Genomic DNA, 11,901 nt, shown 5'->3' on the forward strand with positions numbered 1-11,901 from the left:
GCGTAAAAGCTATAAAAGACGATTTGAAATCGGGAGTAAGGGCCCGCCTTGAACACGGCTTGGCATGGTGTTGTCACGAACTACACGAGCATATTTAAGGGATTAGCGGAAGGTGCCGCTCGCGGTCGCTGGTTGGCGGAGCGGTGTATGACACCCTCCTGCGCGCGACCGACCGGGCTACCCGAGCCGCATACGGATATAAATCGCAGTTCTGAAACGTGATATGCGGGCGGCCTTGCGCCTGACAAGGCTGCGGGCGGAGACTGACCGCATGACCCCGAATGCCTTGCGCCACTCCGCCGCGACGGAAGCTGTACCCCCGCCTGGGCTGACCGGCCCGCTGATCGCCCTGTGGTGGGAGGCGCGGGGTGACTGGACCCGGGCGCACGAAGCTGCCCAATCAGGCGAGGATGCCGGGAGCGCCTGGGTGCACGCCTACCTGCACCGGCGGGGAGGCGACCTGGGGAATGCCGACTACTGGTACCGTCGTGCCGGCCAGCGCCGCCCGGCCACGCCGCTGGAGGCCGAGTGGGCGGCGATCGCCGCCGCCCTGCTGCCGGTCAGTCCGCGATAGGCGGCCGGCCGAGCAGCTTCAGGGTCATCCGCCGCCCCGCGACCATGGCAGGGTAAAGGAAGCGGCCCAGCTTCGGCCTGCTGAAGACCAGCCGGTTGAGCCGGTTGAAGACGCCGCTCTCGGAGCCCAGCAGCGCCAGCACATGCAACGCCGCGGCGCCGTGGTAGTACTGGCCGTTCCACTTCACCGCCATGCCGTTCTCGAGGCTGAGGCCGCGCGCCTTTACCTCCCGCACCACGGGGTGGTCGGTGCGGGCATCGATCATGTGCACCTTCTCCGCCAACTGGCGGATCCGGTAGAGCATGACGTAGCGCGTGCAGAAGGGGCACATCCCGTCATAGACGACCCAGATCTGCTTCGCCTCGGCGCCGCCCGGTGAGGGCGACGCCGGCTTCTCCAAGGTGTCAGCGGACATCGAACCTGAACTCCGCGCGCTTCTTGACGTCCCGCACCAAAGCTCCGTCCCGCAGCGTCAGGCAGACGCTGTCGACCACGTATTTGTAGCCGACGATGTCGTCCATCCGCAGGTTGTTGAACTCGGTGAAGACCCAGGGGTTGGGCTGCATGTGGTGCGGGTAGAGGTAGTAGAGATTCTGGTTCTTGATAGCCGGATAGCGGGTCATGAAGTCGTGCGTTTCTCGCACCAGCCGCTCAACCGAGTTGTAGGTCGCGCCACCTACTGCCTGCGGCGTCTCCGTCGTGCTGGCGAGGCATGCCGAAGCCTCGCGCCAGTCATCCAGATTGCTGAGGTTGCCACCGATCCGATGCGGAAAGTGCCCCTCCGGCACGAACATCGCGGTCTGCGCGATGCTGTAGGAGTAGATGCCGAAATATGTCGGGGTCATCCATACCTCGCGCCCATCCTTCGTCAGGGCGTAGAACTGCGGGCTGGCCAGCCGCGCGGCGTCCAGCCAGCCGAGGAAGTTGGTGTAGAACACCGTGTGGCCGAACAGCGTCGCAACGATGCATACCACCTTCATCATCGGGGTAATCTCGTTTTCCTTCAGCCGCCAGGCCGAGGTGTAGACGATGAGATTCACCGCGATCCAGAAGTGGAACAGCGCGCCGAGCGTGAAGTAGACGCCGATGTGGAAGGCGTCGAACAGCAGCGTGAAGAACAACAGCCAGCTTCGCCGCAGGATGGCGAGAGGCGAGAAAAGCTGGGCGCCGAGGACGAGGAAGTTGAAGGCGAGGGTGAAGTTGGAGATCGTGTCCCAGCTGCCCTGCAGCAGGCTTGGGAAGGTCGCAAGCGGGTTGTTGCCGCGCTCGAGCCCGATGACGATGGCGGTCTGCGTCGGGTTGGCGAGCAGCCATGTCCATGGCTCGGGCCCGCCCGCCACCAGCTTTGCAACGCCCGAACAGAAGTAGTTGCCGAGATGGGCGCCGACCACGACGGCCCAGATCAGCCCGGCGGTCTTCTGCCGCAGCACTGCCGGCGGCATGTCCTGCATCATGGTCCGTAGCCAGGCGAAGCGCGACAGCGCCCACTCGCTGGTGGCGGTAACGGCCAGCAGCGCGCCGATGGTGGAGAAGGCCAGGCCATCCAGCATGGCGAAGTAGTCGGTGTCCGTCACCCACATATCGGTACGTGGGCCGATCAAGTGCCGCCAGAGAATGTAGTAATAGGTCAGCGGCAGCAGGAAGGCCGGCCGCAGCATGCCGACCGCGCCGGCAAGCACGGCGATGACCGCACCCCAGCGGAAGAACAGCACATGCGCGTTCGCCTCGCCGAAGACGATGTTCGGCGCCGGCGGCACCGCGCCGAAGGCATCGAACAGCACCTGGACGAACAGCACGATGCCGATCCCGCGCACGATAGCCCGTAGCAGGAAGGGGATCTCGGCATAGCGGATGGCGATGAAGGGAAGGGCGGCGACGCAGCAGAAAACCGTCAGCGCGAAGGCGTGGGCCTCCGACTGATGTGCGGCGAACAGCGTCACCTTGCGCGCGGCCATGTAGCCGAGCAGCGAAAGCAGCAGCAACGCAAGCGGCAGCGTGACCGTCACAGACGGTGCGCGCAATGCCCAGGCAGGGGTCCTGGTCGAGTACACCTCAGATCTCCATCAGGAGGAAAAGCTCGGCTGCGCCAGTTTTGGCGGATTCGCGGGGGCCTTGCGGCCGGCGAGAACGCCGGCCAGCCAACGGTCGCGGTAACGGACGCGCAGCCGCCGGGCAGATGGCGGCAGCAGCCCCATCCCCCGCGCAGCCAGGCGATAGGCGATGACGCGCGCGAGCAGCGGCGCCGGCAAGCCGCCCAGCACAGGGCGGCCTGCGAACAGAGTGCTGGCGTGGTTGCGCCCTTCGCCGATGCCGTAGCGATAGGCGCGGTCCAGCACCCAGGATTCCTGCATCTGCTCGGGACGGATGATGTGGCCGACGATCGCGCTTGCCTCGAACCAGCCGCGGTGCCCTTCGGCTGCCAGGCGCCGCAGCAACTCGGTCTCGGAGCCCATGGCATAGAGCGGGTTGGTGGCGTCCGGCCCGACATGATCGGCGAAGCGGGTGCCAGCGGCGAAGACCGCGGCGCGTATCGCCATGTTGGGGCCGTAGATGTCGATCGGCCGGCAGGGACCGCTCGAGCGCTCGTTCTTGGCGTAGAGCACGCTGAACTCGACGACGTCCTCCGACAGCCAGGCGGGCACCGGAAAGGGCCAGTCCGGCAGCACCGTGCCACCGAACAGCGTCGCTTCCGGATGAGCATCGGCCGCGGCGCGCAGGCGGACCAGCCAGTCTGGGGCCGGCAGCACGTCGTCGTCGGTGAAGACAATCAGGTCGCCGGCGAATTTTGCCAAGGCGGCATTCAGCGCGCGGTTCTTGCCCGGTGCGGCGCAGTGCAGCAGCGTCACCGGGAGGCGCGAGGCATAACCCTTCACCACGGCCGCGGTGTCGTCGGTGCTGCCGTTGTCGACGACGATGAGTTTCCAGCCGCCGGGCGGCGACTGCAGGCCGCAAAAGGCGTTTAGCACGCGGGGCAGCGCGGCGGCGCGGTTGCGGGTGGCGAAGACGGTCGTCAGCATCTCAGCGTCGCCCCTTCGGCCGCACCGGGTCGGGGAGGCCGGCGCGCGCGCCGATATCCATCACCGGGGTAATCGGCGTGCCGTCGCGGCGGATCAGCGCCCGAAGGATGCGGCCAGGCAGGCTGCGCTTCTTCTGTTCGTTGGCCAGCGCCATCCGGGTGAAGCCCTTGGCATAGGCCAAACGCCAACGGAGTTCCAGCAGCCGGCTGCTGGAGGCAGGAACAAGCCCGGCGACGCTCGTCAGGATCTCGACCGCGAGGCGGCGGGGGAATTCGCGCCAGACCTGTTCCGGCTGTCCCAGCATCCGACGCGTGGCAACGGTCGAGGCGCCTTGCCAATAGAGTCGCTTGATGAGCCATTCCGGATTCATCCGGGTGGCCTGGATCTGGTGGCGGACGACCACACGGCTGTCATACCAAGCGGAATAACCGCGGTCCTGTAGCTTCCAGGCAACCTGGACGTCCTCATCAGAGAGCAACAGGCCGCCGAAACGGCCGAGCCGGTCGGCGAAGCCGCCCACTTCCAGCAAAGGCTCGCGCTGCACCGCCATGTTCACGCCATAGGGCTCGAGCCCCGCCGGGATCGCCGCGGTCCGGAATTCGCCGCGGCCGTCCCATTCGATGATCGACAGAACGCCGCGTAGGCTGTCCGGCCACCAGTCCGGCAGCGGCTTTTCCCAAACCGGCAGGACCTTGCCGCCCAGCACGCCCGGCCAGGGATCGTGTTCCTGGATGACCGCCTGGATGCGCTCGACCCAGTCGGGCAGCGCCAGCGCGTCATCGTCGAGATAGGCGAGAAAATCACGGTTGGATTGTTCCGCGCCCAGGTTGCGCGCGGCGCTGGCGCCAGGCCGGTCGACACGCAGCAACCGGGCGTTGGGCAGCGTCGCCACCATCTCCTGCAGCGCCACACCGGTCTCAGGCGTGCCGCAGCTGTCGATTACGATCACGTCGAAGCCATCAAGCCCGACGGTCTGGACCCGCAGGCTATCCAGGCAGCTTCTTACATAGTGAGGGCGGTTGTGAGTGACGAGGCAGACGGCGATCGTCGGCACGCGTCCCTTATCCGTCCGCTTGATCGTCCCGGGCATTCCGTTCCTGACATGACCCTGCATGGCGGCCGGAGAGTAGGCAGTCGGCGCCTTCGCGCGAAAGGCAAGGATCGGTCAGAACCGGCGCGCCGCCGTCACGTTGCGTTGCGCGTTGCCGCATCGCCGCAAACGCGGGACGGCAGAATGCGACGACCGCAATCTCAACTGTGAGTTACCAGCCTGACGCGCATCTTTGCGTCATGCGTCGGCGTCTCACGTCAATGGCACTACCGTCTTCGCACATGCGATGAGATTTTCCGGCCGCGGTATCAGGAACAGTATTTGTGATGCAGGACGTGGTGATGCACCAGGCCCACGGCGCGTCAGCGACGGAAAATGCGGCGCCGCTCTTGCCGCTGGCCGTCGACCTCGATGGGACCCTGCTGGCGACCGACACGCTGCATGAAGGCTTTGTGGCGGCGTTGGTACGTGCTCCCGCCTCGGTCCCCGGGCTGCTGCGGTCGCTGCTGCAGGGACGGGCGCACTTCAAGCAGCAGGTAAGCCGCGCGGCCCCGGCCAACGCGGCTATCCTGCCGCTGCGCAAGCCCTTCGTCGAGTGGCTGGAAGTCCAGCGTGCCGCCGGCCGGCGGCTGCATTTGGTGACCGCAGCCGACCAGTCGGTGGCGGACGCGGTGGCCGGGCACCTGGCGATCTTCGACAGCGCCACTGGCAGCGACGGCACCCGCAACCTGAAGGGGCCGGAGAAGGCCGCCTGGTTGCGTGAGCGCTTCCCCGGCGGCTTCGCCTATGCCGGCGACAGCCACCACGACCTTGATGTCTTCGCCGCGGCCGAGGAGATCGTGCTGGTCAACACCAGCCCGGCGGTCGCCGCCGCGGCCCGCCAGATGGCGGAAACCGAGGTACTCGCCGAATTTCCCTCGCAGAATTCGCCGATCCGCGATTGGATCGGGGCACTCCGTATCCATCAGTGGTCGAAAAATGCGCTGCTTTTCGTGCCGCTCGTGCTTGGCCACAAGCTGGGCGATCCCAATGCGATCCTGACCTGCGTGCTTGGCCTGGTGCTGATGGGCATGACGGCGTCGGGCACCTATCTGCTGAACGACATCGCCGACCTACCCTCCGACCGGCTGCACCGGACCAAGCGCGACCGTGCCATCGCCGCGGGCCGTATCGCGCCGCTGCATGCGCTGGCCGGCGCCATCGCGCTGATCCTGATGGGCTTCATCGGCGGCGCGCTGCTCAGCGGCACCTTCGTGCTCGGCCTGTTCGGCTACGTATGTCTGTCGCTGACCTATTCCGCTTTCCTCAAGCGTATCGCGCTGCTGGATACGCTGACCATCGGCGGGCTCTTCACGCTGCGGCTGGCGCTCGGCGTCGAACTCGCCGGCGTGCCCTATTCGCCTTGGCTGATGGCCTTCGCCGGGTTCTTCTTCTTCTCCTGCGCCCTGGCCAAGCGCCATGGCGAGCTCATGGAGGCCAAGGTGGCGATCGGCGGCGGCCTTGCCCGGCGCGGCTACGAGGTCGATGACTGGCCGCTCACGCTCGGCTTCGGCGCGGCCTCCGCCATGGCGGCGCTGCAGATCATGATTCTCTACGTGGCGAACGAGGCCGGGCCCTCCCGCCTCTACACCCATGGCGCTTGGCTTTATGTCGCGCCGGCCGCGCTGGCCGTTTGGCTGGTACGGATCTGGATGTTGTCGCACCGCCGTATGCTGAAGGACGACCCGGTGGTCTTCGCCCTGCGCGACCGCTGGAGCTGGGCCATCGGCGCGGTCATCGCCGCTGCCATCGTCGCGGCGCTCTGAGGAACCCATGTCGGATACCATGACCGAGGAACGTGCGGCCGCAGAGGCCGCCGAGGCCCATCGCGCGGCCGGCTGGAAGCAGGTTTCGCTCCAGGGGTGGGGCCGCAGCAGGGCGGCGCCCTGTCTGGCGGCGCGACCGGAACGGATGCGGGAGTTGCTAGCGGCGCTCGACGTGCCGGAAGGCCGCACGCTGCTGCCCTATGGCGGCGGCCGCGCCTATGGCGACCAGGCGCTGAACAGTGGCGGCGCCGCGTTGCTGACCGGCCGGCTCAACCGCATCCTGGCCTTCGATAGCGACAGCGGGCTGGTGGTGACCGAGCCAGGCGTGACCTTCGCCGACCTGCTGCGGGCGTTCCTGCCGCGCGGCTGGCTGGCGCCCACTTCGCCTGGCACCGCCTTCGTCACCATGGGCGGCGCCGTCGCCAACGACGTGCACGGCAAGAATCACCACCGCGCCGGCAGCTTCGGCGACCACCTGCTGTGGCTCGACCTGTTGTTGCCGGACGGCAGGCAGATCCGCATCTCCGACGAGGACGAGCCGGCGTTGTTCCGCGCCACGATCGGCGGCATGGGGCTGACCGGCATCATCACCGCCGTCTGCTTCCGGATGCAGCCGGTGCCGAGCAACGCGCTGAACGTCCACAGCCGGCGGATGCACAACCTCGACGAATTCCTCGCCGGCTTCGCCGCGGCGGCGGATGCCTCATGGTCGGTCGGCTGGATCGATGCGCTCGCCAGTGGCGCCTCGCTGGGGCGCGGTATCCTCGAAGTGGCCGAGCCGAGCGAGGCCGGCGTCGCCGTGCCGCCCGACAAGGCCAGGACTTTTCCGTTGGAAGCGCCGGGCTGGGCGCTGAACCGGCTGTCGGTCAAGGCCTTCAACGCGCTCTACTGGCGCCGCGTGCCGGCAGCCGGGCGGGAGCAGCGGCAGCACTATGGCAAATTCCTCTACCCGCTGGATACGGTGCTGCACTGGAACCGCATGTACGGCAAGCGCGGCTTCCACCAATTCCAATGCGTGCTGCCCTTCGGCCCCGGAGAAACGGCGCTGCGCCGGCTGCTGGAGACCATCTCGGCCGCCGGCGACGCCTCCTTCCTCGCGGTGCTGAAGGTGATGGGCCGGCCCGGGCGCGGCCTGCTCTCCTTCGGCCAGCCGGGCTATTCGCTGGCGCTCGACATCCCGGCGCGGCCTGGTCTGCGGGGCCTGTTCGCGGCACTGGAACGCATCACCTGCGAGGCGGGCGGGCGTATTTACCTCGCCAAGGACAGCCTGCTCTCGGCCGAGGGGTTCTGGACGATGTATCCGGAAGCGCAGCGCTTCCAGGAGATCCGCCATACCGTCGATCCGGAGGGACGCCTTTCCTCCGACATGGCGAAGCGGCTGAGGCTGGTGGCATGAGCGCGACGATGCAGCCGACCTGGCTGATGCTGGGTGCCTCCTCCGCCGTCGCCCGCGCTTTCGCGCACGAAGCGGCGGCGCATGGCGCCGGCATCTTGCTGGCCGGGCGGGACATCGAGGACCTGGAACGCCAGGCCGCCGACCTGGCGATCCGCCACGATGTCCCGGCGACGCCGGTGCCCTTCGATGCACGCGACACGGCATCCCACGCCGCCTTCGTCGAGGATTGTGCGGCGCGCGCCGGCGGGCCCCTGAACGTCTTCCTGGCCTTCGGCGTCATGCCCGAGCAGGCCGAGGCAGACCGCGACCCGGCTGTGGCCGCTGGCATGGTCGAGGCCAACTTCACCGGTGCCACCACGGTGCTGGCGGCCCTTGCCCCGGTGCTAGAGGCGCAGAAGCAGGGCGTGGTCGTCGCCCTCGGCTCGGTCGCCGGCGATCGCGGTCGGCCGCGCAACTACCTCTACGGCGCGACCAAGGCCGCGCTGCTGACCTACCTGCAGGGCTATGCCGCGCGCATGTCGCGCTCCGGCGTGCGGGTGCTCTGCCTGAAGGCCGGGCCGGTGGATACCGCGATGACCTGGCCGTTGCCGAAGCTGCCCTTCATGACGACGCCGCAGGCCTTTGCCGCCGGTGCCTGGAGACTCGCCGAAAAGGGCGGGGGCGGCGCCTATCTGCCGCGCATCTGGTGGCCGGTGATGACCATCATCCGCACGCTGCCGACGCGCATCTTCAACAAGCTCGATATCTGATCGCTCGCTGGAGGACTGGATGGATTCGCTCTCGCGTTCCGGCGCGGACTCCGCCGGCGTCTACGCCGCCGCCGCGGCAAGGCCAAAGACCGTCGTCGCGCTCAGCGTGCTGGCGCTGGCGCTGGCGCTGCTGGCCGGCATCCTGCTGCGCAACGGCGGGCATTTCACCTACACGCTCGACGCGCCTTATACGCAGATGGCGATGGCCGAGCAGATTGCGCAGGGCACCTACGGGATCAACCCGGGCGAGCCGGCCTCGCCCTCTTCCTCAATCATCTATCCCTTCCTGCTGGCGGTGCTGTCCGTTCTGCCGCTCGGGCCCTTCTCGGCGCTGCTGGTCTGCCTGGTGGCGACCGTCGCGGCCGCGGTGCTGATGTATGCGGTGGCCGAGGAAATCGGGCTCGAGGTCGATCGCCTCACGACCCTGCAGCTGGCGGCGATCACCACGACGCTGACGCTGGCCTTCAACCTGGTCGGGCTCGCCTTCGCCGGACTGGAGCATTCGCTGCATGTGACCTTGACGGTCATCTCGCTGCTCGGCCTGCTACGCTTCGTCCGCACCAAGCAGGCAGACTGGTGGTGGCTGGCGGCCATCACCCTGCTGCCGCTGCTGCGCTTCGAAGCGGCGGCGGCGTTGGCGGCCGACATGCTGGTGCTGATCGCCTTCGGCAAGTGGCGCCATGCCGCAATCATCGGCACTATCGGCGTGGTGCTGGTCGGCGGCTTCATGCTCTTCCTGCACAGCCTTGGCCTGCCCTGGCTGCCGAGCTCGGTGCTGCACCGCTCCGAGGTCGCCAGCACCGGGATCGGCATGGGCGACAGCGGCGCGCTCGGCTTCGTCAAGGCAGTCTATGGCGCCTATCGCGGCAACCTCATGGCCTATGGCGGCACGCATATCGCGTTGCTGATCGTGCTCGGCCTCTGGGGCCTGGCACGCGGTCCGGTGCCGTCCCGTTTCGGTGAGCGCGCCTGGGCCAAGCCGGCCGCGGTCGGCTTCTTCATCGTCGTCGCCCTGGCGCAGCTGACCGGCGGCAGCCTCAGCTCCTTCTCGCGGTACGAGATCTATGTCCTGGCGCTCGGCTTCTGCGCCGTGCTGGTCGCATGGCAGCCGGAGATCAATGCCGGGCTGCGGCGGCTGGATGCACGCCGCTGCGCCGGCTTCTGCCTGGCCATGCTGTTCCTGTTCTCCGGCTACGTCTTCCGCACGGTGGATGCCGTGGCTGCGTCGGGCAACGTGTATGACCAGCAGTATCAGATGCACCGGTTCGTCAACGATCACTGGCGCCGACCCTTCGCCGCCAACCACCTGGGCTACGTCAATTACCAAGTGCCCCATTACATGCTGGACCTCTCGGGTCTGGCGAACGAGGAAGCCCGCAGGGGCGGCGGCGGCCTGGGTTGGATGGAACAGCTGGCGGCGCGGCACGATGTCGGCCTGGCCATGCTGTACGACATCGCGCCGCCAGTGCCGCCGGCCAGTTGGCAGCCGATCGCCCAGCTCAAGCTGCGCGGTCGCCTGGTGACCGTTCGCGGCCCTGTGGTCACCTTCTACGCGACCAGACCGGAGGAGGTGGAGCCGATCCGCGCCGCGCTGCGCGCGATGGAGCCGGACCTGCCGCGCGGCGCGATCCTTGCCTGGGGTGTCCCGACCAAGGGTCAGCCGGCGCACTGATCGGATGCGTCGTGTCCTCCCCGGTTCTGCCTCGCCCGCCTGGGTGGCGGCGGAGACGCTCGGCTCCGCCATCACCGCGCTGGTCGGACTGCTCTTCGTCGCCCGCATCATCGGGCCGCAGGCAGCGGGCACCGGCGCCATCGCCGCCAGCGTCTTCCTGACCGTCGACTTCCCCATTGCCGCGCTGTTCGGCGACAGCCTGTTGCAGCGCCGCGGGTTGGAGGAGCGACACCGCTCCTCCGCACTCTGGGCAACGATGGGCGGCGCTATGGTCGGGATGATCGTGCTCTGGCTCGGCGCGCCGCTGATCACCCGCGCCACCGGCGCGCCGGTCACCGACATGATCCGCGCCATGGCGCTGCTGCTGCCCTTCTCAGCGGTGGCCGGCATGCTTTCGGCGCTGGTGCTGAAGGAACGGCGCTACCGGCTGCTGGCCGCGCGGGTGCTGATCTGCCAGCCGCTTGCGGTCGGTATCGGTGTGCTGGCGGCGTTGGGCGGGGCAGGGGCCTGGTCGATGGCGGCGCAGCAGGCGGCGGCGACGCTCTCGGTCTTCCTGCTGCTGGCGCTGCGCTCAGGTTGGCGGCCGCGCCGGGTGTTCGAGCGCACGGCGCTGGCCGAGCTCTGGCCGATCGCCGGGCCACAGATCCTGGCGCTGCTGGTGTTCAATGGCCGGTACCGCATCTTCATCGTCGGCCTCGGCATGCTGGTGGCGGAGACAGTGGTGGCGGTGACCCATATCGCCTTCCGCCTGCTCGATGTCGCCATGGCCGTGGTCACCGGCGCCGCCTCGCGTCTCGCCATGCCGCGGCTGGCGGCCTTGCAGAACGACCGCGCGGCCTTGGCCGAGGCCTATCGCGACCTGGCGCAGTTGCAGGCCTTGATCGGCCTGCCGATCGCCACGGGGCTCGCCATCACCGCACCGCGACTCATTGAAATCCTGATGGGCGGGCCCTGGATCGGCGCAGCGGAGCCGGCCCGGCTGGTGGCGCTGGCCGCAATCCCAGGCTTCCTGGTCGGGCCAGCACCAGCGCTCTGGCTGGCACTCGGGCGGACCCGGATGAACCTGCTGATGCAACTGGTTGCCTTTACCCTGCCGCTGGTCGGATTGCTGCTGATGCGGCCGCAGGATGCCACGGCCGCAGCACTCTGCTGGGCGCTCGGCAGTCTCGCCGTGCCGCCGCTGCAGCTTGCCGTCACCTTGCGTGCCTTGCATCGCTCACCCGGCTGGCTGGGGCAGCGCCTGCTGGCGCCCGTGCTGGGCACGCTCGTGATGGGTGTGGTCGCCGCCTGGGTAGCGCGTGAACTCGCCGGGCAGTCGGCGGTGCCGGCGCTTCTCGGCACTGCGCTGGCCGGCGCCATCGCCTATGCCGTCGTCGTCACCCCGGCGCTCGGCTTTCGTTGGCCGCGCGCCTTAAAGGAGGCATGACGACATAACAGTGGCCAAGGGGGATGAAATAGGACAGGAAGTACAACCCGTGACACTTATCCATTCCACAAGTATATTCCCGAGAATGTGATCCTCCTGGCGTGCCGCCGTTCGCGCTGTCGCGCGCTTGCCTTTGAAGAGGCCGTTCGCCGCCATTTCGGAACATCGCAATGCATGATCAGCCGCGTGTCGGCGCCATTCCCTATGGCAC

General features: G+C 68.0%; 10 protein-coding genes. 6 read left to right on the forward strand and 4 right to left on the reverse strand.

Going from position 1 to position 11,901, the window contains the following annotated elements; genetic code table 11:
* The first annotated feature begins 271 nt into the window (after positions 1-271).
* Positions 272-574 (forward strand): hypothetical protein, encoded by a 303-nt coding sequence (locus ACFQS7_RS24125; RefSeq protein ID WP_380069698.1) that lies wholly within the window; start codon positions 272-274, stop codon positions 572-574.
* Here the strand turns inward: ACFQS7_RS24125 and ACFQS7_RS24130 are convergent.
* Genes ACFQS7_RS24130 through ACFQS7_RS24145 form a run of 4 tightly spaced genes read right to left on the reverse strand, consistent with a single transcriptional unit; the run spans position 561 to position 4,645 of the window.
* Positions 561-989: a DCC1-like thiol-disulfide oxidoreductase family protein gene (locus tag ACFQS7_RS24130; protein WP_380069699.1), complete on the reverse strand. Its 429-nt coding sequence runs from the start codon at positions 987-989 to the stop codon at positions 561-563. The genes ACFQS7_RS24125 and ACFQS7_RS24130 overlap by 14 nt on opposite strands.
* Positions 979-2,580, reverse strand: coding sequence for a hypothetical protein (locus ACFQS7_RS24135; RefSeq protein ID WP_380069700.1), 1,602 nt, complete (start codon positions 2,578-2,580; stop codon positions 979-981). Before ACFQS7_RS24135 ends, ACFQS7_RS24130 begins: the two co-directional genes overlap by 11 nt.
* A gap of 57 nt (positions 2,581-2,637) precedes the next feature.
* Positions 2,638-3,591 carry a glycosyltransferase gene (locus ACFQS7_RS24140; protein ID WP_380069701.1) on the reverse strand — a complete coding sequence of 318 codons (954 nt, stop codon included), beginning with the start codon at positions 3,589-3,591 and terminating at the stop codon, positions 2,638-2,640.
* Position 3,592: 1 nt separating this feature from the next.
* Positions 3,593-4,645, reverse strand: coding sequence for a glycosyltransferase family 2 protein (locus ACFQS7_RS24145; RefSeq protein WP_380069702.1), 1,053 nt, complete (start codon positions 4,643-4,645; stop codon positions 3,593-3,595).
* A 338-nt stretch (positions 4,646-4,983) separates the two neighbouring features.
* Between ACFQS7_RS24145 and ACFQS7_RS24150 the strand changes: the two genes are divergently transcribed.
* The 5 genes from ACFQS7_RS24150 to ACFQS7_RS24170 are packed head-to-tail and all read left to right on the forward strand — an operon-like array spanning position 4,984 to position 11,690.
* Entirely contained in the window at positions 4,984-6,447 is a 1,464-nt protein-coding gene (locus ACFQS7_RS24150; RefSeq protein ID WP_380069703.1) for a UbiA family prenyltransferase, read from the forward strand.
* Positions 6,448-6,466: 19 nt separating this feature from the next.
* Positions 6,467-7,843 carry an FAD-binding protein gene (locus ACFQS7_RS24155; RefSeq protein WP_380069704.1) on the forward strand — a complete coding sequence of 459 codons (1,377 nt, stop codon included), beginning with the start codon at positions 6,467-6,469 and terminating at the stop codon, positions 7,841-7,843.
* Positions 7,840-8,592, forward strand: coding sequence for an SDR family NAD(P)-dependent oxidoreductase (locus ACFQS7_RS24160; RefSeq protein ID WP_380069705.1), 753 nt, complete (start codon positions 7,840-7,842; stop codon positions 8,590-8,592). Before ACFQS7_RS24155 ends, ACFQS7_RS24160 begins: the two co-directional genes overlap by 4 nt.
* Positions 8,593-8,611: 19 nt before the next feature.
* Positions 8,612-10,264 (forward strand): hypothetical protein, encoded by a 1,653-nt coding sequence (locus ACFQS7_RS24165; protein ID WP_380069706.1) that lies wholly within the window; start codon positions 8,612-8,614, stop codon positions 10,262-10,264.
* A 4-nt stretch (positions 10,265-10,268) separates the two neighbouring features.
* Positions 10,269-11,690: an oligosaccharide flippase family protein gene (locus tag ACFQS7_RS24170; RefSeq protein WP_380069707.1), complete on the forward strand. Its 1,422-nt coding sequence runs from the start codon at positions 10,269-10,271 to the stop codon at positions 11,688-11,690.
* The last annotated feature ends 211 nt before the right edge of the window (positions 11,691-11,901 follow it).

Origin of the sequence: Dankookia sp. GCM10030260 (assembly GCF_042666655.1) — a bacterium.
In the GTDB taxonomy this organism is placed as follows: domain Bacteria; phylum Pseudomonadota; class Alphaproteobacteria; order Acetobacterales; family Acetobacteraceae; genus Paracraurococcus.